Origin of the sequence: Halomonas zincidurans B6 (assembly GCF_000731955.1) — a bacterium.
In the GTDB taxonomy this organism is placed as follows: Bacteria; Pseudomonadota; Gammaproteobacteria; order Pseudomonadales; family Halomonadaceae; genus Modicisalibacter; species Modicisalibacter zincidurans.
Map to the genome: position 1 here is coordinate 958,788 of NZ_JNCK01000001.1, position 23,739 is coordinate 982,526.

A 23,739-nucleotide genomic window follows, 5' to 3' on the forward strand; every position below is an offset into this window, starting at 1 on the left:
GCGGCCGGTCATTCGTCGGTTTCGCCGTCCTTGCCGACGCGTACCGCGAGGACGTCGCATTCGGCGCCATGCAACACACCCGTGGATGTCGAACCCAGCAGCAGGGCGAAGCCATGGCGGCCATGCGAACCGACCACGATCAGATCGACGCCATGTTCCTTCGAGAAACGGTGGATTTCGGTATCCGGCATGCCCACCACTACATATTGATCTTCTCGCGGGATGTCGTGGGGATCGGCGATCTCGGCCAGGCGATGCTTGGCATGGTCGTCGAGTTGATCTTGAATGCTGGTCAAGTCCATGGGGATGTCGCCACCGTAGGCAAAGCCCAGTGGCTCCAGGGTATGCATGACCGACAGCTTGGCGTGATTACGCCGAGCAATGGGAATGGCGCGCTCCAGCACCTTGTATGAATCCTTGGTCAGATCCACGGCGACCAGCACATGATGGTATTCGTTACTCATGGGAAGGGCCCTCCCTCATTCAACGATTGGATGCAGTCACTCTAAATCGAGAGTGTTTGCCTCACAATGAGCCTAATCAACGTTTCAGGATACGACATGACGTTTTGGCTGATTCTCGCAGTGACCATGTTGGCGATCATTTCGCCGGCCGTGTGGCTGCGGCCCTCGCGACGCGAGCACCGGATCGCCGCATTGCGCCAGGCGGCGCGGGAAGCAGGCGTTGCTGTGGGCTTTTCCAAGTCGCCGCTGCACATGGCACCGGCCGACCTGGCGAGCTATCGTTGGCGTTACCCGCAGACGCGTCCAGGACCGCGTTGCGTACTGGTGCGCGAGGCGCATGCCAGTACGCAGTTGAAGCCGTACGGGACGAACTGGCGTTGGCGGATCGAGCCGCTGCGGCGCTTGCCCGCGGAGGCGGACCAACGGCTGCAGCAACTCCTGGCGCTCTTGCCGGAGGATGCGCTGGTGCTCGAGTCGACTCGCGACCATCTATGGCTGTGGTGGGGCGAGTCGCTGGACGCGGCGGCGTTCAGCGACATCGAAAGGTCCATGGCGAGGCTGCGCGATGCCCTGGAGGGCGATGAGGCAAGCCGCGGCGCGCCCAATGTGCCGCCTGGCTAGCGCCCCGAAGGCGCGGGCGGCAGCGGTGCTAGCAGTCGCCCCCGGGGCTGCGCGTCTGTAGACGCTGGGCGTTGCGCTCGATGCGGTTCAGCAGGTCCTCGAGAGTGGCGACTTCCTGGGGCGAGATGCCTTCGAGTATCTCGGTGCGCGCCTGGTCGGCAATCGATACGATCTGTTCCAGCATGGGCATGGCGCTTTCGGTCAGGTAGACCCGCTTGGTGCGCCGGTCGTTGGGGCAGGGGCGGCGCTCGATCAGGCCTTGATCGCTCAACTGATCAAGCGTACGCACCAGCGAGGGCGCCTCGACGCCGATGGCGCGAGCCAGGTCGCACTGCGGCTGGCCATCGCCCATCTGCCAGAGATGGTAAAGGGTGACCCAACGGGTCTGGGTCAGATCCAGCGGCGCCAGACGCTCATCGAGGATGGCGCGCCACAGGCGCGGCAGGCGGGACAGTTTGAATCCGATGGTCTCAGGCATTGGGGTTGTCATTTCGCAGGCTAATATTCAGTCGATTGTCCGTAAACCGTAGCGCAATGCAACCCCTAAGGTTGGGTCTTCTCGCCGCCAGGCAACAATTGCCGCACGTCCAGGCCGGGAATGCCGACGGGAGAACGAATCATGCCATCGGCCGTGTCGGCCCGTGCGGCGGATTCGGTGACCGTGAAGCGCATCACGCCGATAAGCTGACCGGTGGCGGTCACCACATCGATGCGCCAGCGCCCGACGCTGTCCAGGGGGAACTGCTGCTTGTGCGTCCAGGCGCGGTAGCCCTGGTCGCGCCCGCCTTCAATGATCAAGGGGATGCGGTCGATCAGTTGTCCCTCGTAGCGCCATTCATGATAGATCTTCTCGCGCAACCCGCGGGGCGCGCGGATCGCCGTATACGCATAGAGGCCTTGATCGCGCAGCGCGCTATTGGTCAGCGTGAGACTGCCGCTGGGTTGGCGGCGGCTCGCATCGAAGCTCGGCGAAAGCGCGGTACCGGTCAGCCACAGCGTCGCCGGCGGCACCCAGGCGCGGCCGGCCCAGGCGGTAGCGCCCAGCAGCAGCGCCAGGCCGATCATCGCCAGCCAGCGTAGCAGTCCCTTGGGCTGCAACAGATGGATCAGGCTCGGCAGGCCGAAGATCATGATCGCCAGCACGGCGAGCAACAGGCTCTCGCCGGTGGTCAGTTGCAGCATCAAGGGCAGGGTGACCAGCACTACCAGGAATACGCATTGGGCGTGAAAGGCGAAATACAGCCAGCGATGACGCTCGGCGAGCTTGAAATACAGCGGGTCGAGAATCGAGAGTAAAGCGCAGCCGATCATCGCCAGGGTGAAGAATGCCTGGCCACTGGCCCACACGGTGGTCGCCAGCAGAAAAGGCAGGGTGAAGAACAGCGTCTCCTGATGAATCATCTGGGCGATGAAGGTGGTCACTCCCGAGGGCAGGGTGGGATAGCCCCGGCGCGCCAGGAGACGGCCTATCATGCTTTCGGAGAGCAATAGCAGCCAGGCGAACAGTAGACCCAGTGCCAGCATGACGCCGAGCGCCTGCTGGCGGTCGACCAGGAAGAAACTCAGCGCACCGATCAGAAACGCCATGGGCGGCCACAGCCAGGCATAGGGCTGTAAACGCTTCACCCAGCGTTCGATGAAGTGGTGCAGGCGCAGTAGGCGAGGCTGTGCGGCGGCGGGCATTGGGCTGACTCGGTCGGGGCTCGTGGTCGGTGCGAAGTCGCGCATCCTAGCAGCTGTCGCCGCGCCTGAGGGAGTCGCCCCGGTGCGACAGCGCCGACGGGTCGCCATTCAGTGCTTGACGAAGTCACCGGGCTTGACTCAAGCTAGCTGTATTCAAACGCTTGTATGAATGTTCTTCTCAACCCGTGGAGATGGGTCCATGATCTACCAAGGCAGCGCCCTGTCGGTTGTGAAACGCAGCGATGGCATCGCCATGCTGACCTTCGACTTGCAGGACGAATCGATCAACAAGCTCTCCAGCACCGTCATTGCGCAACTGAGAGAGGCAATCGATGCGCTCGATACCGAGCGGGGCATCACGGGGCTGGTGATCGCCAGCGCCAAGGACGTGTTCATCGTCGGCGCCGACATCACCGAGTTTCACGCGCTGTTCGCCAAGGGCGAGGACTATCTGGTCGACATGAATCAGCAGGTTCATGCGCTGTTCAATCGTATCGAGGACCTGCCCTTTCCCACCGTCACCGCCATCAATGGCCTGGCACTGGGGGGCGGTTTCGAGGTCACCCTGACCACCGACTTCCGGGTGATGGCGGATTCGGCCCAGGTCGGCCTGCCGGAAACCAAGCTGGGCATCCTGCCGGGCTGGGGTGGTTGCGTGCGCCTGTCGCGGTTGACCGGGGCCGACAACGCCATCGAGTGGATCGCCGCCGGCTCCCAGAACGGGGCCAACCAGGCGTTGAAGATCGCCGCGGTGGATGCGGTGGTGCCGGGCGAGCGGCTCGAAGCCGCGGCGCTGGACATCCTGGCGCGGGCCAATGACGGTGAGCTGGACTATCGGGCACGTCGCGCGGAGAAGACCGGGCCGCTCAAGCTCAACGCCATCGAGCAGATGATGGTCTTCGAGACCGCCAAGGGCTACGTCGCCGGCAAGGCCGGGCCGCACTATCCGGCACCCATCGAAGCCATCAAGGTGATCCAGAAAGGGGCGGGAGAAAACCGCGAACGGGCTCAGGCGATCGAGGCCAAGGTCTTCGCCAAGCTGGCGCTGAGCGATGTCTGCTACAACCTGGTGGGGCTGTTCCTCAACGACCAGCTGGTCAAGAAGAAGGGCAGCCAGTACGAGAGAAAGGCCGCGCCGGTCAACCGGGCGGCGGTGCTTGGAGCCGGCATCATGGGCGGCGGGATCGCCTACCAGAGCGCCTACAAGGGCACGCCGATCCTGATGAAGGACATCAACGAGGAGGCCGTCCAACTGGGGCTGAAGGAGGCGCGCAAGCTGCTTGCCAAGCAGGTCGAGCGCGGCAAGCTGACTACCGAGCAGATGGCCGAGGCGCTATCCAATATTCGCCCGACGCTTTCCTACGGCGATTTCGGCGAGGTCGATCTTATCGTCGAGGCGGTGGTCGAAAACTCCAAGATCAAGGACGCGGTGCTCACCGAGGTCGAAGGCCAGGTCGGCGAGAACACCATTCTTACCTCCAACACCTCGACGATCTCGATCAATCGGCTGGCGCAGAACCTGAAGCGCCCCGAGAACTTCTGCGGCATGCACTTCTTCAACCCGGTGCACCGCATGCCGCTGGTCGAGGTGATCCGCGGCGAGAAGACCAGCGATGCCGCCTTGGCGGCGACCGTGGCTTATGCCCGCAAGATGGGCAAGACGCCGATCGTGGTCAACGACTGCCCGGGCTTTCTGGTCAATCGCGTGCTGTTCCCCTACTTCGGTGGTTTCAGCTTCCTGGTCGAGCAGGGCGCCGACTTCGAGCACGTCGACAAGGTCATGGAAAAATTCGGCTGGCCGATGGGGCCAGCCTACCTGCTCGACGTGGTCGGCATGGACACCGCGGTACACGCCAACGAGGTGATGGCCGAGGGCTTCCCCGAGCGCATGGCACGTGACGAGAAAACCGTCATTCAGGTGATGTACGAAAACGGCCGCCTGGGCCAGAAGAACGGCAAGGGCTTCTACCGCTACGAGGAAGACAAGAAGGGCAAGCCACGCAAGGTCTCTGATGAGCAGGCCAGGGCGCTGGCCGGCGAGGTGGCCGTTGCCAAGCGCGAATTCGAGGACGACGAGATCGTCGCGCGGATGATGGTGCCGTTGTGCATGGAAAGCGTGCGCTGCCTGGAAGACGGTATCGTCGGCAGCCCGGCTGAAGCCGACATGGCGCTGATCTACGGCATCGGCTTCCCGCCGTTCCGCGGGGGCGCGTTGCGCTACATCGACGCCATGGGCGTGGCCGAGTTCGTGGCGCTGGCCGAGCGCCTGGCCGAAGAGCTCGGGCCGCTTTACGCGCCGACCCGGCGGTTACGCGAGATGGCCGCCAACGGCGAGCGTTTCTATAGCGCCGATGCGACTTCCAGCCACAACCCGGCCTGATCCGCCACGTATTTCAGGAGAGACGAGATGAGTTTGAATTCCAGAGACATCGTGGTGGTCGATGCCGTACGCACCGCCATGGCCAAGGCCAGGAACGGGGCGTTTCGCAACGTGCGCGCCGAGAACCTGTCCGCCGCGGTGATGCAGGCGCTGTTCGATCGCAACCCCAAGCTCGACCCCGCCGAGGTCGATGACGTGATCTGGGGCTGCGTCAACCAGACTCTCGAACAGGCCATGAACATCGCCCGCAACGCGGCGATCATGACCGGCATTCCGCGCTCGGTACCGGCGCAGACCGTCAATCGCCTGTGCGGTTCGTCGATGAGCGCGCTGCACATCGCCGCCGCCAACATCAAGGCCGGGATGGGCGACTTCTACGTCATCGGCGGCGTCGAGCACATGGAGCATGTGCCGATGGATCACGGCGTCGACGTCAATCCGGCGGCCAGCAAGCACGCCGCCAAGGCGGCGATGATGATGGGCCTGACTGCCGAACTGCTGGGCAAGATGCACGGCGTCACTCGCGAGGAGCAGGACAAGTTCGGGGTGCGTTCTCATCAGCGTGCGCTCGCGGCCAATGAGAAGGGCTATTTCGATAACGAGATCATCGGTGTCGAGGGCCACGACAGCGACGGTTTCCGGCAGCTCGTGACCCGCGACGAGGTGGTGCGTATCGACGCCAACCTCGAGGACATGGCCAAGCTCAAGCCGATCTTCGATCCCAAAGGCGGTACCGTCTCGGCCGGCACGTCCTCGGCGCTGTCGGTGGGCGCGTCGGGCCTTGCGGTGATGAGTTACGAGCGTGCCAAGGCGCTGGGGCTCGAGCCGATCGCCCGGGTGCTGTCCACCGGCGTGGCCGGCTGCGACGCCTCGATCATGGGCTATGGCCCGGTGCCGGCGAGCAAGAAGGCGCTTGCCGCGGCGGGGTTGAAGATCGACGACATCCAGAGCGTCGAGCTCAACGAGGCCTTCGCCGCCCAGGCGTTGACGGTGCTCAAGGAGCTCGGCCTGCGCGAGCGCATGGACGAGGCCGTCAATCTCAATGGCGGCGCCATCGCGTTGGGCCATCCATTGGGCTGCTCGGGCGCGCGTATCTCGACCACCCTGCTCAACGTGATGCGTCAGCAGGACACCACGCTGGGACTGGCGACCATGTGCATCGGCATGGGTCAGGGGGTGGCGACGATCTTCGAGCGTCTCAAATAAGAGCGGCGTGATTTCCAGGCGGGCCTTACCTGACTCCAGCATCAAACACAGGGCGGGGTGAAGGACTCGCGCCGCTTTCCAAGCCGCCTACGGGCGGCTTTCTGGTGCGCGGATACCGGCGTATGGCGAGCCCAAGCTACAAGCGGCGCGACGTATCGATCGGTTATACTTGAAGGCAGGCCAGCGAGGAGGCGTCATGGAACAACGCATGATCACTGCCATTGACGAAGGTGGCCAGTTGTATCCCATCGACAAGCTCGGGGCGCACCGTCTGGGAACGCGCCACGTCGCCATTTCGGTCTTCGTGTTCTCGGGCACTCAAGTGTTGCTGCAACAGCGCGCCCCGGGCAAATACCACTCGGCTGGACAATGGGCCAACGCCTGCTGCTCGCATCCCGACTGGGGCGAGGCGGTAATCGACTGCGCTCACCGCCGGCTCAAGGAGGAAATGGGCTTGGATCTACCGGTGCACAGCGCCGGTATCATGGATTACCGGGCCGATGTCGGTGGTGGCCTGGTGGAAAATGAGCACGTGCATCTGTTTTCTGCCGAGTGCGAAGCCGAAGGAGTGATGATTCGGCCCGACCCCGCTGAAGTCAGCGACTACCGTTGGCTGGATATCGTAGCGCTACGCCAAGAGATCGCCGAGTCACCATGCGCATTCACGCCTTGGCTGCGAATTTATCTGAGGCGTTCGGGCGAGACCGGCATCGTACGCTTGCAAGGTCAGCCGTAAATATTCTCGCCCGAGATAAGTCTCGGTTACTGGGCCAGCGCTTCTTCCTGTGAACTCAGGAAGTCCGATTGTGAAGTGGCTGTCCCACCGTTAGATGTCTGACTGGAATCGGTGCTTAACGATCCCTGAGCATTGTCACCCAGTGTCATCTCGATCTGCTGCCAATTGGTAGCAGAAATAGTCGTATTGCTATATATGGTGGCGGAGCCGGAGGAGCCCGAAGACGAGGCGTTCTGCTTGCTTTCGTAGAGTATCGCCGCGGCCTGGGCACTTCGAGCCGGAAAATTATACGGTTGCGGGCCGATCAAGGAACCGTCACCGGCTTGTGCAATCGGGAAGACTGTCATCCAAGCGCCGATAGCCAGTAAAACGCGGATCGGGATGAGCGTTTTTTCGTGGGCAAGCGCCTTGTCCAATAGGTTCATAAGGTTCTCCCGAACCGGGGGGGCGAATGCCCCCCGGCAGTCCCTGATGTTGTCAGTTACTGAAACTACCCAGGCTGACGTTGACGTTGTTACCAACAGCTGTTGCCACAGAGCTGATCTCAGGGCCTTTCAATGTTCCAGGATCAGTAACCATGAGGCTTACGTCATTGACGTAGGAGTAGGCTGATACGCTGCCTGTGCCGACCTGGTTAATGTTAGCAAGCAGGATGGAGTCTGCAGCTGTATTGGCCTGAAGATCCAGCGACAAGTTATTGCCGACAGCCGTCGCTGCACTGTCAACGGTCATGTTGTCGATCCCAGCAACCGTGGAGCTGGCGCTGATACTGCCCGAGCCGTACCAGATCTGGTTGCTATCCAGGTTGGTTTGCACGTCGGTTTCGACACTGGCGTTATTGGCGACAGCGGTCGCTGCACTTTCGATGGCGCCATTACCGATGGCCGAGTAGTCGTAGTTGATGTCGACGTCGACGCCGCCTTTGCCATGGCCGGTGGACCACCAGTCGGCATCGATGGTCTTGTCCGGCTTGACCATGTTGTCGATGTTGGTGACGTTACTGGTAGCACTAACACTGCCGGTGAATGTCTGGTCGATCTCGGCTAGTGCGAGCCCGCTGGGATCATCGAGACCCACATTTATATCGATATCTTGATCAACATATGTATCGACATCAAGATCCCAATCCCAGTCAGATCTATCAAAGGCCTGAGCCTGCGAGATTCCCAGCACCATGGCGCTTGCGGCGCTGATGGCGAAGGCCAGTTTATTCAGTTGTTTCATTGTTGCGTTCCTCTTGACTTACGGCTAGGTATTGCCCGGTTTCCGGCTGACAGGTCTCCCCGTCTGGTATCGGAAGACCCAGGCCTTCGGTCAGGATCTGGTAGGTACCCATTTCCACGACCGATCGAACGCCGAGTTGCAGGGGTTCATTCCTGACACCGCCGGCGTCGAATTCGATGAGTTGATTGCCAAAAAAACGATAGATCCCGGTTTCCACCTCGTAACCGACGATCTGCTTCTGCAGGCTGGTGACATAGAGCGTTCGGAAAGTCCTGACATCGACCAGGCGTAGGTCGATTCCGACGTTGATCACCGCCGTACGAACACCGCCGCCAATGCCACTGACATAGAGACGTGCCCCGCCGCTGGCAATGTTGTAGTTGAGTTCGGTAAGCGCGCCGAGGATCACGAAGTTGGCCGGCAGAACGGCGATAGGCTTGGGCTCGTAGGCCATCGCATTGCGTTCGAATAGCTGCTGCTCAGCCAGTGGCACGCGCACGTCGAGGCGCTCAGTGAGGTTGACCTTGCCCGTCTTGTACAGGGCACTGATCAGCATTTCCGAGACACCCTGGGTGAGCGCGGTGCTTTCAGTAACCGTGGTATAGGTACGTTGGCCGGTCTTGTCGGCGATCTGGCCCACGGCAATCACTGGAAGATTATTGGCAGCCGGTAACTTGTCGAGATCGGCCAGGCATTGGCTATAGGGTGTGTTATTGCTGGTCACGGGCGGCCCTAGCAGCGGCTTCACATGCTCGAAGTCCGGATCGACTGCTGCACAACCACTACCCAGGAGAACGAACAAGAGCGCTGGATAATACTTGAAATTGAGCATGTGCTATTCACCCGAGATAGTCCGTAAGTGCTTGACTATCCTTTAAGCATCATGTGTGCCAAATATTCATTTTCTCTTTCGGGCAATGAGTTGTTGGACAATAATGGCGTGATGTTATTGTTGTTTTTTGCAAAATGCCTTGTATTTTGAAAAATTCTTATTAGTGTGGCCAGCTTCAGGTTTTATAAGTTGATGACGCTTGAAGATCGAGACTTGATGAGAGCGATGGTTGCGCACTTTGCTAATGTTTTGATGTAGGTGATATCGATTAGTTCGTTGATGCTTTTTTGTTATTTTCGTAGATGTTGGCATAATGTTTTTTTGGGATTTTTGAGAGCTATGACAGGGCGTCTATTTAATTTTTCAGTAATTGGGATTAGTTTTCAATAGTTTGCGTTGATTTTTTAATGGCTGTGCTTTTGCTTTTATTGTTGCAAGCGGGCGACGTTCGGTTAGTCTACGTTTTATTGGATGTAAGCGATTGAAAAAGTAATAAAGATGCTTAGTGTGTTGGTTGGTGTTATATAACCCAATAAGATTATTAAACAAATAAATCTAGAAATTTTCTGGGGGCTTGTTATGGGTTGTGAATCATATCTTTCAAGCAGGCAAGGTGCGGCAACGGATCCTCGGGTCATGAACGCCTTTATCGGTGACTCGCTGCCGATGAAAATGTTATACAAAAAGCTGAAGCAAGTTTCATGTTCCGATGCGCCCGTTTTTATTAGCGGAGAAAGTGGCACCGGCAAGGAACTCTGCGCCAGTGTTCTCCATAAATACGGAAAGCGCCATCAAGGCCCTTTCATCGCCGTCAATTGTGCGGCGATTCCGTCTGAACTCTTCGAGTCGCAATTATTCGGCCACTTGAGGGGCGCCTTTACCGGGGCTTCCTGTGATCGAGACGGCTATACCATGGCGGCAGATGGCGGAACGTTGTTTCTGGACGAGGTCGCCGAACTCAGTCTCGATGTACAAAGCAAGCTGCTGAGATTCCTGCAGACCGGTCAGGTGATTCCCGTGGGGGCGACGGCGCCGCGTGTCGTCGATTGTCGTATCGTTTGCGCCACCAACGTCGATCCTTCCGTGCTGGTCCGTGAGGGCCGCTTTCGCGAGGATCTCTATTACCGCCTGCATGTAATTCCCGTTGCATTGCCACCGTTGCGCGACCGAGGCGATGACATCGTCGAGATCGCTCGTGCGTTGGTGGCGCGCTATGCCGGGTCGGAGGGCAAGGCCTTTCAACGGATTTCGCATCAAGCCGAGCTTGCCCTGCGGTGCTACAGTTGGCCGGGCAATGTCCGCGAACTGGAAAATGTCATCCGACGTGCGGTCGTCATGCATGACGGCGAGCAATTAACCGAGCATATGCTCGAACTATCTGTAGCGGCGCGAAGGGTGCCTCTGCCCCCAACGTTCAAGCAAGTTCCTGACGAGGGGTCCTCTGCACACGTTCGTCCACTATGGATGATCGAGCGAGATGCGATCGAGCATGCCATAGCTGCTTGTGGGGGAAACATTCAGCGAGCGGCGGCATTGCTAGAGGTAGCGCCTTCGACCCTCTACCGCAAGCGTCTCGTCTGGAAGACATCTTGAATCGTCTAATGAAGCGGCATCGTCGCTGTGGCCGGTAATAGCCGTCAAACGCTTATATTGCTGAGGAAATACTGCCTATACTGCCAACATGAAAGCTGATATCGGCTACGCTACGGCACGCAGCCTATTTGCGAAATCGGTGATAAAGGAGGTGTTGATATGCTCACGCACGTCTGGGGACTGTTGGCGCACCCGAACCGTGAATGGAGGCAGATCCATAGCGAACGGGAGACGCTGACCCATCTCTATGCTCACCACGTATTGGCATTGGCGGCGATCCCGGTGGTAAGCGCCTTCATCGGCACCACCCAGATCGGGTGGGATTACGGCGGTGGCGAAACGATACGCCTTGCATACTCGGATGCCTTTTTCGCCGGTATCGCCTTTTACGTGGCCATTCTGGCGGCGGTGGGTTTGATGGGGGTGGTCATTCATTGGCTGGCGCGGCGCTACTCTACCCAACCGAGTCGCCGCGACTGCATCATTTTCGCCGGCTACGTGGCGACGCCGATGTTCTTGAGCGGATTGGTGGCTCTCTATCCATTGCTCTGGCTATGCCTGCTGGCGATCATCGTGGGGCTCTGTTATAGCGCCGTCCTGCTGTATATCGGTATTCCCGCGTTTCTAGGCATCAGCAACGAAGAAGGCTTCATCGTCACCGGCTCGACACTGGGAATCGGCGTCTTGGTACTCGAGGTATTGCTGGGGCTGACCGTGCTGCTGTGGGGCTACGGCGCGAGACTGCTGGGTGTCGAATTGTGATGTCCAGGTCTCTTGCAATGCGAGGTGAACAACCGGGTGTCGACGACGTCCGGTTTGTTGTGCGCTCGGGAGGTGCCGAGACATGATGTCTGTTCACTGTAACGATGCCTTTAGATGATTCGGGGCTGTTATAGGTGGAATGGCGGGCGGCCTTTCAGTAGCTGGGCAGCAGCTCGGCGGGCACCAGGTGGCTCAGGGTGCGTGCCTTGAGCAGCTCGCCGGCGGCCTCGATATCCGGGGCGAAGAAACGGTCCTTGTCGTAGTAAGTCACGCGCTCACGCAATGCCCCGCGGGCCTGCTCCAGGGGTGCGGTGGTGGTGAGGCCGTTGCGGAAATCGAGCCCTTGGCAGGCGGCCAGCCATTCGATGGCGATGGCTCCACGCACATTATCGGCCATTTCCCATAGCCGTTTGCCGGCTGCGGGGGCCATCGAGACGTGATCCTCCTGGTTGGCCGATGTCGGCAGGCTGTCGACGCTATGCGGGTGCGCCAGTGCCTTGTTCTCGCTGGCCAGCGCCGCGGCGGTGACCTGGGCGATCATGAAGCCGGAGTTGATCCCACCGTTCTCGACCAGAAACGGTGGCAACTGCGACATATGCTTGTCCATCATCAGCGAAATACGCCGCTCGGTGAGCGAGCCGATTTCGGCGATGGCCAGCGCCAGATTGTCGGCCGCCATGGCCACCGGCTCGGCGTGAAAATTACCGCCGGAGATGATGTCGCCATTATCGGTGAATACCAGCGGATTGTCGGAGACCGCGTTGGCCTCGATGGCCAGTACCTCGGCGGCCTGGCGGATCTGCGTCAGGCACGCACCCATCACCTGCGGTTGGCAGCGCAGCGAGTAGGGATCCTGAACCTTATCGCAGTCGGCATGCGAATCGCTGAGCTCGCTACGCTCACCGAGCAGGTGGCGATAAGCCGCAGCGGCGTCGATCTGGCCGCGCTGGCCACGCACCTCGTGGATGCGGGCATCGAAGGGCGAACGCGAGCTCAGGGTCGCCTCCACGGTGAGCGCGCCGCACACCGTGGCCGCCGCGAACAGGTCCTCGGCCTCGAACAGGCCCTTGAGGGCGTAGGCGGTGGACACCTGGGTGCCGTTGAGCAGGGCGAGGCCCTCCTTGGGCGCCAGCGACAGCGGCTCGAGCCCGGCGATGGCCAGGGCCTCTCGGGCCGGCAGCCATTCGCCGCCGTGGCGGGCCTTGCCCTCGCCGAGCAGCAGGGCGCTCATGTGGGCCAAGGGCGCCAAGTCGCCGGAGGCACCTACGGAGCCCTTGAGCGGAATGCGTGGATAAACCTCCGCATTGATGAGCGCGATCAGTGCGTCCAGTACCTGGCGGCGAATACCCGAGAAGCCTCGCGCCAGGGCATTGACCTTGAGCACCATGATCAGCCGCACCAGAGCGTCGTCCATGGGCGCGCCGACGCCGGTGGCGTGGGACAGCACCAGCGAGCGCTGCAAGTCCCCGAGCTGGCCCTTCTCGATACGTGTCCGGGCCAGCAGGCCGAAGCCGGTATTGATGCCATAGGCGGTACGCTCTTCCGCGAGCACCCGATTGACACAGTCCACGCTGCGCTGGATGGCAGTGTCGGTGTGTCATTTTCAGAAGACGACTGCACCAATCAACGAGACATGAAGCCTGCTGTGCATACGGCTCCTGACAGCCCGATATCAGGACTCCTCTGCACGAAACTCGTCTATGCTCAATACTCGTGTGCACCAAAGCGAGGCGAGCATGGCGACCGATACCGTACCGATTGCCGAGCGCGGCGTAGCCACCCTGTCAGAACAGGCATGGGAGCGTGCTCGCTGCCGCGCGGAGATCATTGGGCCGTTGGCGCAGTCGGAGACGGTCGGGCATGAAGCGGCCGACGCAGCAGCCCAGGCGCTGGGTCTGTCCCGGCGGCAGGTCTACGTCCTGATCCGCCGTGCCCGGCAAGGTTCGGGGCTGGTCACTGATTTGGCTCTTGGACAGTCGAGCGGTGGCAAAGGTAAAGGCCGCTTGCCGGAGTCGGTCGAACGAATCATCCGCGAGCTACTGCAAAAGCGCTTCCTGACCAAGCAGAAGCGCAGCTTGGCGGCGTTCCACCGTGAAGTTGCGCGGGTGTGCAAGCTGCAAAAGCTGCGGATGCCGGCGCGCAACACGGTCGCGTTGCGGATCGCCAGCCTTGATCCACTCAAGACCACTCGACTTCGGGAAGGCCAGGATGCGTCCCGCATCCTGCAAGGTGTTGGCGGTGTTCCTCCGCCAGTCTCCGCACCGCTGGAGCAGGTACAGATCGACCACACAGTCATCGACCTGATCGTGGTGGACGAGCGCGACCGGCAACCGATTGGCCGTCCGTACCTGACCCTCGCCATCGACGTGTTCACCCGCTGCGTGGTTGGCATGGTGGTCACGTTAGAAGCGCCATCTGCCGTCTCGGTCGGCCTGTGCCTCGCACACGCCGGTTGCGACAAGCGCCCTTGGTTGGAAAGGTTGGACGTGGAAATGGACTGGCCGATGAGCGGCAAGCCCGCGCTGCTCTACCTGGACAACGCGGCCGAATTCAAGAGCGAGGCGCTACGCCGTGGCTGCGAGCAGCATGGCATCCGGTTGGACTATCGGCCTCTCGGGCAGCCGCACTATGGCGGCATCGTGGAACGGATCATCGGCACGGCGATGCAAATGATCCACGACGAATTGCCGGGGACGACCTTCTCCAACCCTGACCAGCGCGGGGAATACGCCTCCGAGAAGATGGCCGCCCTGACACTGCGCGAGCTGGAACGCTGGCTCGCATTGGCGGTTGGCACCTATCACGGCTCCGTGCACAACGGCCTGCTCCAACCGCCGGCCGCACGCTGGGCCGAAGCTGTCGCGCGTACCGGCGTTCCAACCGTCATCACTCGCACCACGGCTTTTCTGGTCGATTTCCTGCCCGTCCTCCGCCGCACCCTGACCCGCACTGGCTTCGTCATCGACCACATCCACTACTACGCCGATGCGCTCAAGCCGTGGATAGCTCGGCGCGACCGCCTGCCTGCGTTCCTGATCCGGCGCGACCCACGCGACATCAGCCGCATTTGGGTGCTGGAGCCGGAGGGGCAGCACTATCTGGAAATTCCATACCGTACCTTGTCGCACCCGGCTGTCACCCTCTGGGAACAACGGCAGGCGCTGGCGAAATTGCGGCAGCAAGGGCGCGAACAGGTGGATGAGTCGGCGCTGTTCCGCATGATCGGGCAGATGCGCGAAATCGTGACCACTGCGCAGAAAGCCACGCGCAAGGCGCGGCGCGACGCGGATCGACGCCAGCATCTCAAGTCAACGGAACAACCTGTCAAAACCACGCCACCAGCGGACACGGACATGGCAGACCCGCAGGCGGACAACCAGCCACCTGCCAAACCGTTCGACCAGATTGAGGAGTGGTAGCCGTGGACGAATATCCCATCATCGACCTGTCCCACCTGCTGCCGGCGGCCCAGGGCTTGGCCCGTCTCCCGGCGGACGAGCGCATCCATCGCCTTCGCGCCGACCGCTGGATCGGCTATCCGCGAGCAGTCGAGGCGTTGAACCGGCTGGAAGCCCTGTATACGTGGCCAAACAAACAACGCATGCCCAACCTGCTGTTGGTCGGTCCAACCAACAACGGCAAGTCGATGATCGTCGAGAAGTTCCGCCGCGCCCACCCGGCCAGCTCCGACGCCGACCAGGAGCACATCCCGGTATTGGTCGTGCAGATGCCGTCCGAGCCATCGGTGATCCGCTTCTACGTCGCGCTGCTCGCGGCGATGGGAGCACCATTGCGACCGCGCCCACGGCTGCCGGAAATAGAGCAACTGGCGCTGACACTGCTGCGCAAGCTCGGTGTGCGTTTGCTGGTGATCGACGAGCTGCACAACGTCCTGGCCGGCAACAGCGTCAACCGCCGGGAATTCCTCAACCTGCTGCGCTTCCTCGGCAACGAATTGCGCATCCCGCTGGTCGGTGTGGGCACACGCGACGCCTACCTGGCCATCCGCTCGGATGACCAGTTGGAAAATCGCTTCGAGCCGATGATGCTGCCGGTGTGGGAGGCCAACGACGATTGCTGTTCACTGCTGGCCAGCTTCGCGGCTTCGCTCCCGCTGCGGCGACCTTCGTCGATTGCCACGCTGGACATGGCTCGCTACCTGCTCACGCGCAGCGAGGGCACTATTGGCGAGCTGGCGCACCTTTTGATGGCGGCGGCCGTGGCCGCCGTGGAGAGTGGTGAGGAAGCGATCAACCACCGCACGCTCAGCATGGCCGATTACACCGGTCCCAGCGAGCGGCGGCGGCAATTCGAGCGGGAACTGATGTGAAGCCAGCGCCACGCTGGCCACTGCATCCGGCACCCAGGGAAGCCGAAGCCCTGTCTTCGTGGCTCAACCGCGTGGCCCTTTGCTATCACATGGAAGTGTCCGAGCTGCTGGAGCACGATCTTGGTCACGGCCAGGTTGATGACCTGGACACCGCGCCACCACTGGCGCTGCTGGCGATGCTCTCCCAGCGGAGCGGTATCGAGCTGGATCGGCTGCGCTGCATGAGTTTCGCCGGCTGGGTGCCTTGGCTACTGGACAGCCTTGATGATCAGATTCCAGCCGCATTGGAAACCTATGCGTTCCAGCTCTCGGTACTGCTGCCGAGACTCCGCCGTAAGACGCGATCCATCACGAGCTGGCGTGCCTGGCTGCCCACCCAACCGATACACCGCGCCTGTCCGCTCTGCCTGAACGATCCGGAGAACCAAGCCGTACTGCTCGCGTGGAAGCTGCCCCTGATGCTGAGCTGCCCACTGCATGGCTGCTGGCTGGAATCCTATTGGGGCGTGCCAGGGCGGTTTCTCGGCTGGGAGAACGCCGACGCCGAACCGCGCACTGCCAGCGACGCGATTGCGGCGATGGACCAGCGTACCTGGCAGGCACTGACGACCGGCCACGTGGAGTTGCCGCGCCGACGCATCCACGCCGGATTGTGGTTTAGGCTGCTACGCACGCTGCTCGATGAGCTGAACACCCCGCTTTCGACGTGCGGCACCTACGCGGGGTATCTCCGCCAAATCTGGGAATGCTGCGGGCATCCGCTGCGTGCTGGGCAAAGTCTGTGGCGACCGTATGAAACCCTGAACCCGGCAGTACGGTTGCAGATGCTGGAGGCGGCGGCAACGGCAATCAGCTTGATTGAGGTGAGGGATATAAGCCCGCCAGGCGAGCACGCAAAGCTATTCTGGTCCGAGCCCCAAACCGGGTTCACCAGTGGCCTGCCGGCGAAAGCGCCGAAGCCCGAACCCGTCGATCACTGGCAGCGTGCAATCCAGGCCATTGATGAGGCCATCATTGAAGCACGACACAACCCCGAGACGGCACGCTCGCTGTTCGCGTTGGCTTCCTATGGTCGGCGCGACCCCGCTTCCTTGGAACAGTTGCGCGCCACCTTCGCGAAGGAAGGCATCCCCCCGGAATTTCTGTCACATTATGAGCCTAGCCTACCCTTTGCATGCCTTAGACAGAATGACGGGTTAAGTGACAAATTTTGACGTGCAGAGCTTCCCGATGCAAACTGTCACATAATCGAACGTATATGTGACAGGTACAAGATGCTGATTGGCTACATGCGAGTATCGAAGGCGGATGGCTCCCAGGCGACGGACTTGCAGCGCGATGCGCTGGTCGCGGCCGGTGTTGATCCGGCGCATCTCTATGAAGACCAAGCGTCCGGAAAACGCGAGGATCGTCCCGGTCTGGCGAGCTGTCTGAAGGCACTACGGCCAGGCGACACGTTGGTCGTTTGGAAACTGGATCGGCTCGGGCGCGACCTGCGCCATCTGATCAATACCGTCCATGACCTGACCGGACGCGGCATCGGCCTCAAGGTGCTGACCGGGCACGGCGCGGCCATTGACACCACGACCGCCGCCGGCAAGCTGGTCTTCGGTATCTTCGCCGCGCTGGCCGAGTTCGAGCGCGAGTTGATCGCCGAGCGCACCGTGGCGGGCCTGGCCTCAGCACGGGCACGCGGCCGGAAAGGCGGCCGGCCGTTCAAGATGACCGCCGCCAAGCTGCGGCTGGCGATGGCGGCAATGGGGCAGTCAGAGACCAAGGTCGGCGACCTGTGCCAGGAACTTGGCATCACGCGGCAGACCCTGTATCGGCATATTTCACCCAAGGGCGAGCTACGTCCAGATGGCGAGAAGCTACTCAGCCGAATTTGATGCCGACATGAGGCGACGTAGCGAAAGCGTGGTTTGTCTCAATTTGACGGCGGCGAACCGCAAGCGTTCGGTTCGCCGCTCGTTTCGGTCGCAGTGCTGGCCCGCGCCTGGAAACGTTGATAACACTCCAGCCCGCAGAAGTGCTCGACGTACTCCGCGCCTTCCGGTGTGAAGGCGGCATCGAGCGGAATTTCCTTGCAGCACACGCAGCAACTGGTGGCGGTCGGATCATTTGCATTCATGGTGGCACCCCTCCATTGACTGACGAAGACGGCGAATGCCGCCGCCGGCATCGGCTTTGCGAACAGAAAGCCTTGCCCGCGCTCGAACGCTTGGGCCCTCCGCCGTAGTCCATCCATCCGGCCGGGAAGCGCTCATGATCTTTCCCTGAATGCCCGCAACGCCCGCGCCAGTGACAGAAGAAACAGGCCGGTCAAACCGAGCGCCGTGATGACCCAATACTCGACAAGGAATGCACCGGCGGTTGTGCCGGCCAGCACGGCAGCGAGGATGGACAGGTGGCAGGGGCAAGTCAGCACGGCCAGCGTGCCCCACAGGTAGCCGGTGAACGGTTTGTGCGTCTCGGCCGGCATGCGCTCGGGGCTGTTCATGGCAAACTCTCCGCATGCTGTGCCGGCGCGGTCGGCATGGCGGCCAACTGCACTTCCAGATTGGCCAACGCTTCGCGCCGGCGTTCGACGAACTGACGCAGCACAGCAAGCTGCGCGGCAGTTTCATCGCAGTTCGCCGCATCCAGCGCCCGGCACAGCCGCGCCAATGCGCCGAGGCCGATGCCCGCCTCGAAGGCGGCCCGCACGAAGCACAGTCGCTGCAAGGCGGCGTCATCGAACAGGCCGTAGCCACCCGTGGTGCAGGCGACTGGCCGCAGCAATCCGCGCAGCAGGTAGTCGCGCACGATATGCACGCTCACCCCGGCATCAAGGGCCAGCCGGGACACCGTGTAGGCGTTCATCGAACACCTCCTTTTGGTCGGTTCACGGCAATGCATATACCGTTTCGCCGAGTTCAATCCGCGCGCTGCGAATCCGATGCCGGTGCCGTAGAACATTGGGTCGATATCCGATCACGGTGTCCTAGATGACATGGTCTGCAACAGATGTCGATTAAACTCCTGGCCCAAGCCGAAAGCCTCGTGGACACTGACGATCGCCAATCCTTCCAATCCTTGATGCTTGGAGGCCCAGTCTTCCGCCGTCGGGACAGATGCAAAGAAATGTACATGGCAACAGAAGGACTGACGAACGTCGGCTGCTTCCTGCGGCAATACCAAGGACACCGCCATGCCGGCAGGTTCGACAGCCTGTATCTCGCTGGGTGAAACCGTGAGTGAAACGGGTGCTCCGGTTGCAGCGCAATGCGACGACACGCGCGCCGTCTGGCCAATGAGGGCCGGAAACATCAGAGTGTCCAGTGCGCACCAGGCGTATAGACGGCGGCCATCAATCTCGAAGATATGCGAAGTCTCGCGCAAGGTGAGGCCATAACCAACGATATTCCCATCACTATCGTACTCGGTACTGGTGGCCCGTTCGAGCACGGCATTCACTTGCTGAGCAGGCCAGTCGAGAGACATGGCAAGTGTCGTTTGCGAAACCGGACGCCCCTTGGCCAGCTCACGCAGCAGCACGACGAACAGCTGCCCGAACCCTTCGGGCTGATTAGCTGGCGCCAGACTTTCAGCAATTTCGGTGATGTAGCGTGTATGTTTCATAGCTATTTCCTTGGGATGCACAGCGCGAAAGCTGCTTTGCTTCTCTGTTTGACGCCCGCTTTGATTGCCTTGCGGGGGCCCCCGGGTAGATTTCGCAGAGGGCAATCCGCACCTACGAAGCGAATACCGGGCTGTAGAATCGTTATCCAATCACGATTTTCTCGATGGAATGGTCTGCAGCATATGTCGATTAAGCTCTTGGCCCAAGCGGAAGGCATCTTGGACGCTTACGATCTCCACGCCTTGATGCTTGGAGGCCCAATCTTTCGCCGTCACGACCGATGCAAAGAAATGGACGTGGCAACAGAATGACTGACGAATGTCCGCTGTTTCCTGCGGCAGGACCAACGACACTGCGGCGTCGGTCGGTGCGATATCCCGGATTTCGTTCGGCGAAACCGTGAGTGAAACTGGTGCTCCGGTTGCAGCGCAATGCGACGACACGCGCGCCGTCTGGCCAATGAGGGCCGGAAACATCAGAGTGTCCAGTGCGCACCAGGCGTATAGACGGCGGCCATCAATCTCGAAGATATGCGAAGTCTCGCGCAAGGTGAGGCCATAACCAACGATATTCCCATCACTATCGTACTCGGTACTGGTGGCCCGTTCGAGCACGGCATTCACTTGCTGAGCAGGCCAGTCGAGAGACATGGCAAGTGTCGTTTGCGAAACCGGACGCCCCTTGGCCAGCTCACGCAGCAGCACGACGAACAGCTGCCCGAACCCTTCGGGCTGATTAGCTGGCGCCAGACTTTCAGCAATTTCGGTGATGTAGCGTGTATGTTTCATAGCTATTTCCTTGGGATGCACAGCGCGAAAGCTGCTTTGCTTCTCTGTTTGACGCCCGCTTTGATTGCCTTGCGGGGGCCCCCGGGTAGATTTCGCAGAGGGCAATCCGCACCTACGAAGCGAATACCGGGCTGTAGAATCGTTATCCAATCACGATTTTCTCGATGGAATGGTCTGCAGCATATGTCGATTAAGCTCTTGGCCCAAGCGGAAGGCATCTTGGACGCTTACGATCTCCACGCCTTGATGCTTGGAGGCCCAATCTTTCGCCGTCACGACCGATGCAAAGAAATGGACGTGGCAACAGAATGACTGACGAATGTCCGCTGTTTCCTGCGGCAGGACCAACGACACTGCGGCGTCGGTCGGTGCGATATCCCGGATTTCGTTCGGCGAAACCGTGAGTGAAACTGGTGCTCCGGTTGCAGCGCAATGCGACGACACGCGCGCCGTCTGGCCAATGAGGGCCGGAAACATCAGAGTGTCCAGTGCGCACCAGGCGTATAGACGGCGGCCATCAATCTCGAAGATATGCGAAGTCTCGCGCAAGGTGAGGCCATAACCAACGATATTCCCATCACTATCGTACTCGGTACTGGTGGCCCGTTCGAGCACGGCATTCACTTGCTGAGCAGGCCAGTCGAGAGACATGGCAAGTGTCGTTTGCGAAACCGGACGCCCCTTGGCGAGTTCCCGCAGTAGCGGGACCAAGAGATCCGCAGTACCATTGGTACGATTGACCGAAGTGAGACGTTCTAAAATATATGGGGCGAGCTTCATGGTTCCATCTCCTTTCATCCTGCGCAGCAGGACAATTGTTTGACATCCTTGGTGAAGGTCTGCGCCGCGAGCTTCAGCCCCTCGACCATCGTCAGGTAGGGGAACAACTGGTCAGCCAGTTCCTGTACGGTCATGCGGTTACGGATCGCGAGCACCGCCGTCTGGATCAGCTCGCCCGCTTCCGGGGCCACTGCCTGTACCCCAATGAGTCGTCCGCTACCTTCCTCGGCTTGTCCTTTCGAATTTGAATTGGATAGCGTAACCTTACTTCCGTACTCATGTACGGAGTCAAGCGGTATGGAAAATAATTTGGAGAACCTGACCATTGGCGTTTTTGCCAAGGCAGCCGGCGTCAACGTGGAGACCATCCGGTTCTATCAGCGCAAGGGCTTGTTGCCCGAGCCGGACAAGCCCTATGGCAGCATTCGCCGCTATGGCGCGGCGGACGTGACACGGGTGCGATTCGTGAAATCGGCCCAGCGGTTGGGCTTCAGCCTGGATGAAATCGCCGAGTTGCTGCGGCTCGACGATGGCACCCACTGCGAGGAGGCCAGCAGCCTGGCCGAGCACAAGCTCCAAGACGTGCGCGAGAAGATGGCCGATTTGGCGCGCATGGAGGCTGTGCTGTCTGACCTGGTGTGCGCCTGCCATTCGCGGCAGGGGAATGTTTCGTGTCCGCTGATTGCGTCGTTGCAAGGTGGAACGAGCTTGGCAGGGGCTTCCACAGCTTAGCGTGCTTTATTTTCCGTTTTCTGAGACGACCACAGATCAGAAAAGACTGTGCAGCCGACTCTTGATATTCCGTGCAGTCACCTTCTGAAAATGACACGGTGCTATCCGGCAGGCTGACTTGAAGCGGGGCCTCGAAAACCTGGCGCATTTGCGCCAGGGTCATCTTGCCGGGGGAAATCTCGAGATGGCTCATCACTTGCCCTCCTGTGCGTCGATCATCGGCAGATCGAGGCCACCCTCATGGGCGCTCTGTTTGGCGATGTCATAGCCCGCATCGGCATGGCGCATCACCCCGGTGGCCGGATCGTTACGCAGCACGCGACCGAGGCGCTTGTGGGCATCGTCGCTGCCATCGGCGACGATCACCACCCCGGCGTGCTGGGAATAGCCCATGCCCACGCCGCCGCCATGGTGCAGCGACACCCAGGTGGCGCCACCGGCGGTGTTGAGCAGAGCATTGAGCAGCGGCCAGTCGGACACCGCGTCGGAGCCGTCCTGCATGGCCTCGGTCTCGCGGTTGGGGCTGGCCACCGAGCCGGAATCCAGATGGTCGCGGCCGATGACCACCGGCGCCTTGAGCTCGCCGCTTTTGACCATCTCGTTGAAGGCTTGGCCGAGACGCGCACGGTCCCTCAAGCCGACCCAGCAGATGCGTGCCGGCAGGCCCTGGAAGGAGATCCGCTCGCGGGCCATGTCCAGCCAGTTATGCAGGTGCGGGTCGTCGGGAATCAGCTCCTTGACCTTGGCGTCGGTCTTGTAGATGTCCTCGGGGTCGCCGGACAGCGCCGCCCAGCGGAACGGGCCGATACCCTGGCAGAACAGCGGCCGGATGTAGGCGGGTACAAAGCCCGGGAAGTCGAAGGCATTCGCGACACCTTCGTCCTTTGCCATCTGGCGGATATTGTTGCCGTAGTCGAAGGTCGGGATGCCCAGGGCCTGGAAGTCGAGCATCGCCTGCACATGCACCGCCATGGATTGCTTGGCGGCCTTGACCACCGCCTTGGGCTCGGACTTGCCGCGGGCGACGTAGTCGTCCCAATTCCAGCCCGCTGGCAGGTAGCCGTGCAGCGGGTCGTGGGCGCTGGTCTGGTCGGTGACCATGTCCGGACGCACGCAACGCCGGGCGTCGCAACGCTTGACCAGTTCCGGCAACACCTCGGCGGCGTTGGCGCACAGGCCGATGGAGACCCCCTGGCCCGCCTTGATGTACTTCTCGATGCGTGCCAGGGCGTCGTCGAGATCGTTGGCCTGTTCGTCGAGATAGCGCGTGCGCAGGCGAAAATCGATGCGTGACTGCTGGCACTCGATGGTAAGCGAAGTTGCGCCGGCGAGCGTCGCCGCCAGCGGCTGAGCGCCGCCCATGCCGCCGAGTCCGGCGGTGAGGATCCAGCGACCGGCGAGCTTGCCGCCATAGTGCTGGCGACCGGCCTCGACGAAGGTTTCGTAGGTGCCCTGGATGATGCCCTGGGAGCCGATGTAGATCCACGAGCCGGCGGTCATCTGGCCGTACATCATCAGGCCCTTGCGATCCAGCTCGTTGAAATGCTCCCAGTTGGCCCAGGCCGGCACCAGGTTGGAATTGGCGATCAATACCCGGGGGGCATCCTTGTGGGTCTCGAACACGCCCACCGGCTTGCCGGACTGAATCAGCAACGTTTGATGATCTTCCAGGCGCTGGAGCGTCTCGACGATCTTGTCGAAGCATGGCCAGTCCCGCGCGGCGCGGCCAATGCCGCCATAGACCACCAGGTCCTCGGGGCGCTCGGCGACGTCCGGATGCAGATTGTTCATCAACATGCGCAGCGGCGCTTCGGTCAGCCAACTCTTGCAGGTAAGCTCGGTGCCGGTGGGTGCGGCGATCTGGCGGCTGGGGTCGTGACGCTTGTCGGTGTCGGACATGCTTGTGGTCTCTCTTGGTTCTTTTAGACAAATATTGAGGCTGGTTTAGACAAACACTGCGGTTGGTGGCTGGTGGCTGGTGGCTGG

The 23,739-nt window shown here is 61.0% G+C and carries 25 protein-coding genes and 1 pseudogene; 11 read left to right on the top strand and 15 right to left on the bottom strand.

What is annotated here, in order from left to right; genetic code table 11:
* Positions 1–8: 8 nt before the first annotated feature.
* A complete protein-coding gene (locus HALZIN_RS0104515) occupies positions 9–464 on the bottom strand; it encodes a universal stress protein (RefSeq protein WP_031383059.1) in 456 nt (151 codons plus the stop codon).
* Positions 465–560: 96 nt separating this feature from the next.
* Between HALZIN_RS0104515 and HALZIN_RS0104520 the strand changes: the two genes are divergently transcribed.
* Positions 561–1,085, top strand: coding sequence for a hypothetical protein (locus HALZIN_RS0104520; protein ID WP_035575156.1), 525 nt, complete (start codon positions 561–563; stop codon positions 1,083–1,085).
* 28 nt (positions 1,086–1,113) lie between these two features.
* On the opposite strand, the gene slyA is transcribed toward HALZIN_RS0104520, so the two are convergent.
* Both slyA and HALZIN_RS0104530 read right to left on the bottom strand, forming a co-directional pair.
* Entirely contained in the window at positions 1,114–1,563 is a 450-nt protein-coding gene (gene slyA / locus HALZIN_RS0104525) for a transcriptional regulator SlyA (RefSeq protein ID WP_031383061.1), read from the bottom strand.
* 65 nt (positions 1,564–1,628) lie between these two features.
* A complete protein-coding gene (locus HALZIN_RS0104530) occupies positions 1,629–2,768 on the bottom strand; it encodes a DUF5924 family protein (protein WP_031383062.1) in 1,140 nt (379 codons plus the stop codon).
* A 199-nt stretch (positions 2,769–2,967) separates the two neighbouring features.
* Here HALZIN_RS0104530 and fadB point away from each other — a divergent pair, with 199 nt between their 5' ends.
* From fadB to HALZIN_RS0104545, 3 genes are all read left to right on the top strand, one after another.
* Positions 2,968–5,148 carry a fatty acid oxidation complex subunit alpha FadB gene (gene fadB, locus HALZIN_RS0104535; RefSeq protein ID WP_031383063.1) on the top strand — a complete coding sequence of 727 codons (2,181 nt, stop codon included), beginning with the start codon at positions 2,968–2,970 and terminating at the stop codon, positions 5,146–5,148.
* Positions 5,149–5,175: 27 nt separating this feature from the next.
* Positions 5,176–6,354 (top strand): acetyl-CoA C-acyltransferase FadA, encoded by a 1,179-nt coding sequence (gene fadA / locus HALZIN_RS0104540; RefSeq protein ID WP_031383064.1) that lies wholly within the window; start codon positions 5,176–5,178, stop codon positions 6,352–6,354.
* Positions 6,355–6,550: 196 nt separating this feature from the next.
* A complete protein-coding gene (locus tag HALZIN_RS0104545) occupies positions 6,551–7,090 on the top strand; it encodes an isopentenyl-diphosphate Delta-isomerase (RefSeq protein WP_031383065.1) in 540 nt (179 codons plus the stop codon).
* 26 nt (positions 7,091–7,116) lie between these two features.
* Here HALZIN_RS0104545 and HALZIN_RS0104550 read toward each other — a convergent pair whose 3' ends face one another.
* From HALZIN_RS0104550 to HALZIN_RS0104560, 3 genes are read right to left on the bottom strand one after another with little or no spacing between them, the layout of a single operon-like run.
* A complete protein-coding gene (locus tag HALZIN_RS0104550) occupies positions 7,117–7,515 on the bottom strand; it encodes a hypothetical protein (protein WP_031383066.1) in 399 nt (132 codons plus the stop codon).
* A gap of 52 nt (positions 7,516–7,567) precedes the next feature.
* Positions 7,568–8,314: a hypothetical protein gene (locus HALZIN_RS0104555; protein ID WP_031383067.1), complete on the bottom strand. Its 747-nt coding sequence runs from the start codon at positions 8,312–8,314 to the stop codon at positions 7,568–7,570.
* Positions 8,298–9,146, bottom strand: coding sequence for a CsgG/HfaB family protein (locus HALZIN_RS0104560; RefSeq protein ID WP_084173352.1), 849 nt, complete (start codon positions 9,144–9,146; stop codon positions 8,298–8,300). Before HALZIN_RS0104560 ends, HALZIN_RS0104555 begins: the two co-directional genes overlap by 17 nt.
* A gap of 636 nt (positions 9,147–9,782) precedes the next feature.
* On the opposite strand from HALZIN_RS0104560, the gene HALZIN_RS0104565 reads away from it, so the two are divergent.
* A complete protein-coding gene (locus HALZIN_RS0104565) occupies positions 9,783–10,739 on the top strand; it encodes a sigma-54 interaction domain-containing protein (RefSeq protein ID WP_051907380.1) in 957 nt (318 codons plus the stop codon).
* A gap of 159 nt (positions 10,740–10,898) precedes the next feature.
* Positions 10,899–11,501: a Yip1 family protein gene (locus HALZIN_RS0104570; RefSeq protein ID WP_031383070.1), complete on the top strand. Its 603-nt coding sequence runs from the start codon at positions 10,899–10,901 to the stop codon at positions 11,499–11,501.
* 154 nt (positions 11,502–11,655) lie between these two features.
* Here HALZIN_RS0104570 and hutH read toward each other — a convergent pair.
* A pseudogene (hutH, locus tag HALZIN_RS0104575) lies at positions 11,656–13,089 on the bottom strand (histidine ammonia-lyase); the annotation flags it as partial.
* Between the two features lie 148 nt (positions 13,090–13,237).
* Here hutH and HALZIN_RS0104580 point away from each other — a divergent pair.
* Genes HALZIN_RS0104580 through HALZIN_RS0104595 form a run of 4 tightly spaced genes read left to right on the top strand, consistent with a single transcriptional unit; the run spans position 13,238 to position 17,720 of the window.
* A complete protein-coding gene (locus HALZIN_RS0104580; protein ID WP_011494284.1) occupies positions 13,238–14,920 on the top strand; it encodes a Mu transposase C-terminal domain-containing protein in 1,683 nt (560 codons plus the stop codon).
* A gap of 2 nt (positions 14,921–14,922) precedes the next feature.
* Positions 14,923–15,831 (top strand): TniB family NTP-binding protein, encoded by a 909-nt coding sequence (locus tag HALZIN_RS0104585; protein ID WP_013741668.1) that lies wholly within the window; start codon positions 14,923–14,925, stop codon positions 15,829–15,831.
* Positions 15,828–17,045: a TniQ family protein gene (locus HALZIN_RS0104590; protein ID WP_009288528.1), complete on the top strand. Its 1,218-nt coding sequence runs from the start codon at positions 15,828–15,830 to the stop codon at positions 17,043–17,045. The genes HALZIN_RS0104585 and HALZIN_RS0104590 overlap by 4 nt, the downstream gene beginning before the upstream one ends.
* Positions 17,046–17,105: 60 nt before the next feature.
* Positions 17,106–17,720, top strand: a complete 615-nt coding sequence (locus tag HALZIN_RS0104595) for a recombinase family protein (protein WP_010981357.1) — start codon at positions 17,106–17,108, stop codon at positions 17,718–17,720.
* A 38-nt stretch (positions 17,721–17,758) separates the two neighbouring features.
* Here the strand turns inward: HALZIN_RS0104595 and HALZIN_RS18525 are convergent, their stop codons facing one another.
* The 7 genes from HALZIN_RS18525 to HALZIN_RS18730 form a co-directional block, all read right to left on the bottom strand.
* On the bottom strand, positions 17,759–18,079 hold the full coding sequence (locus HALZIN_RS18525; RefSeq protein WP_010981356.1) for a DUF3330 domain-containing protein: 321 nt from the start codon (positions 18,077–18,079) through the stop codon (positions 17,759–17,761).
* 15 nt (positions 18,080–18,094) lie between these two features.
* On the bottom strand, positions 18,095–18,331 hold the full coding sequence (merE, locus tag HALZIN_RS0104605) for a broad-spectrum mercury transporter MerE (protein ID WP_005413392.1): 237 nt from the start codon (positions 18,329–18,331) through the stop codon (positions 18,095–18,097).
* Positions 18,328–18,693 (bottom strand): mercury resistance co-regulator MerD, encoded by a 366-nt coding sequence (merD, locus tag HALZIN_RS0104610; protein WP_000995361.1) that lies wholly within the window; start codon positions 18,691–18,693, stop codon positions 18,328–18,330. The genes merE and merD overlap by 4 nt, the downstream gene beginning before the upstream one ends.
* 111 nt (positions 18,694–18,804) lie before the next feature.
* Complete coding sequence (merB, locus tag HALZIN_RS0104615; protein ID WP_031383072.1) at positions 18,805–19,452, bottom strand: organomercurial lyase MerB; 648 nt, start codon at positions 19,450–19,452, stop codon at positions 18,805–18,807.
* Positions 19,453–19,602: 150 nt separating this feature from the next.
* Positions 19,603–20,241 (bottom strand): organomercurial lyase MerB, encoded by a 639-nt coding sequence (merB, locus tag HALZIN_RS0104620; protein ID WP_031383073.1) that lies wholly within the window; start codon positions 20,239–20,241, stop codon positions 19,603–19,605.
* A 150-nt stretch (positions 20,242–20,391) separates the two neighbouring features.
* Entirely contained in the window at positions 20,392–21,021 is a 630-nt protein-coding gene (merB, locus tag HALZIN_RS0104625; RefSeq protein WP_031383074.1) for an organomercurial lyase MerB, read from the bottom strand.
* Between the two features lie 14 nt (positions 21,022–21,035).
* The gene (locus HALZIN_RS18730) at positions 21,036–21,389 is read right to left on the bottom strand and encodes a hypothetical protein (RefSeq protein ID WP_077269372.1); all 354 of its coding nucleotides are present in this window, start codon (positions 21,387–21,389) and stop codon (positions 21,036–21,038) included.
* Between HALZIN_RS18730 and HALZIN_RS0104635 the strand changes: the two genes are divergently transcribed.
* A complete protein-coding gene (locus tag HALZIN_RS0104635) occupies positions 21,319–21,753 on the top strand; it encodes a mercury resistance transcriptional regulator MerR (RefSeq protein ID WP_010981353.1) in 435 nt (144 codons plus the stop codon). The genes HALZIN_RS18730 and HALZIN_RS0104635 overlap by 71 nt on opposite strands.
* Positions 21,754–21,945: 192 nt before the next feature.
* Here HALZIN_RS0104635 and hutU read toward each other — a convergent pair whose 3' ends face one another.
* Entirely contained in the window at positions 21,946–23,652 is a 1,707-nt protein-coding gene (gene hutU, locus HALZIN_RS0104640) for a urocanate hydratase (RefSeq protein WP_031383075.1), read from the bottom strand.
* Positions 23,653–23,739 lie beyond the last annotated feature (87 nt).

What these genes read in the sequence shown, in the direction of transcription:
- HALZIN_RS0104515 (WP_031383059.1), bottom strand. Translation starts at nt 464, where the DNA reads ATGAGTAACGAATACCATCATGTGCTGGTCGCCGTGGATCTGACCAAG.
- HALZIN_RS0104520 (WP_035575156.1), top strand. Translation starts at nt 561, where the DNA reads ATGACGTTTTGGCTGATTCTCGCAGTGACCATGTTGGCGATCATTTCG.
- slyA (WP_031383061.1), bottom strand. Translation starts at nt 1,563, where the DNA reads ATGCCTGAGACCATCGGATTCAAACTGTCCCGCCTGCCGCGCCTGTGG.
- HALZIN_RS0104530 (WP_031383062.1), bottom strand. Translation starts at nt 2,768, where the DNA reads ATGCCCGCCGCCGCACAGCCTCGCCTACTGCGCCTGCACCACTTCATC.
- fadB (WP_031383063.1), top strand. Translation starts at nt 2,968, where the DNA reads ATGATCTACCAAGGCAGCGCCCTGTCGGTTGTGAAACGCAGCGATGGC.
- fadA (WP_031383064.1), top strand. Translation starts at nt 5,176, where the DNA reads ATGAGTTTGAATTCCAGAGACATCGTGGTGGTCGATGCCGTACGCACC.
- HALZIN_RS0104545 (WP_031383065.1), top strand. Translation starts at nt 6,551, where the DNA reads ATGGAACAACGCATGATCACTGCCATTGACGAAGGTGGCCAGTTGTAT.
- HALZIN_RS0104550 (WP_031383066.1), bottom strand. Translation starts at nt 7,515, where the DNA reads ATGAACCTATTGGACAAGGCGCTTGCCCACGAAAAAACGCTCATCCCG.
- HALZIN_RS0104555 (WP_031383067.1), bottom strand. Translation starts at nt 8,314, where the DNA reads ATGAAACAACTGAATAAACTGGCCTTCGCCATCAGCGCCGCAAGCGCC.
- HALZIN_RS0104560 (WP_084173352.1), bottom strand. Translation starts at nt 9,146, where the DNA reads ATGCTCAATTTCAAGTATTATCCAGCGCTCTTGTTCGTTCTCCTGGGT.
- HALZIN_RS0104565 (WP_051907380.1), top strand. Translation starts at nt 9,783, where the DNA reads ATGAACGCCTTTATCGGTGACTCGCTGCCGATGAAAATGTTATACAAA.
- HALZIN_RS0104570 (WP_031383070.1), top strand. Translation starts at nt 10,899, where the DNA reads ATGCTCACGCACGTCTGGGGACTGTTGGCGCACCCGAACCGTGAATGG.
- HALZIN_RS0104580 (WP_011494284.1), top strand. Translation starts at nt 13,238, where the DNA reads ATGGCGACCGATACCGTACCGATTGCCGAGCGCGGCGTAGCCACCCTG.
- HALZIN_RS0104595 (WP_010981357.1), top strand. Translation starts at nt 17,106, where the DNA reads ATGCTGATTGGCTACATGCGAGTATCGAAGGCGGATGGCTCCCAGGCG.
- HALZIN_RS18525 (WP_010981356.1), bottom strand. Translation starts at nt 18,079, where the DNA reads ATGGATGGACTACGGCGGAGGGCCCAAGCGTTCGAGCGCGGGCAAGGC.
- merE (WP_005413392.1), bottom strand. Translation starts at nt 18,331, where the DNA reads ATGAACAGCCCCGAGCGCATGCCGGCCGAGACGCACAAACCGTTCACC.
- merD (WP_000995361.1), bottom strand. Translation starts at nt 18,693, where the DNA reads ATGAACGCCTACACGGTGTCCCGGCTGGCCCTTGATGCCGGGGTGAGC.
- merB (WP_031383072.1), bottom strand. Translation starts at nt 19,452, where the DNA reads ATGAAACATACACGCTACATCACCGAAATTGCTGAAAGTCTGGCGCCA.
- merB (WP_031383073.1), bottom strand. Translation starts at nt 20,241, where the DNA reads ATGAAACATACACGCTACATCACCGAAATTGCTGAAAGTCTGGCGCCA.
- merB (WP_031383074.1), bottom strand. Translation starts at nt 21,021, where the DNA reads ATGAAGCTCGCCCCATATATTTTAGAACGTCTCACTTCGGTCAATCGT.
- HALZIN_RS0104635 (WP_010981353.1), top strand. Translation starts at nt 21,319, where the DNA reads ATGGAAAATAATTTGGAGAACCTGACCATTGGCGTTTTTGCCAAGGCA.
- HALZIN_RS18730 (WP_077269372.1), bottom strand. Translation starts at nt 21,389, where the DNA reads ATGGTCTCCACGTTGACGCCGGCTGCCTTGGCAAAAACGCCAATGGTC.
- hutU (WP_031383075.1), bottom strand. Translation starts at nt 23,652, where the DNA reads ATGTCCGACACCGACAAGCGTCACGACCCCAGCCGCCAGATCGCCGCA.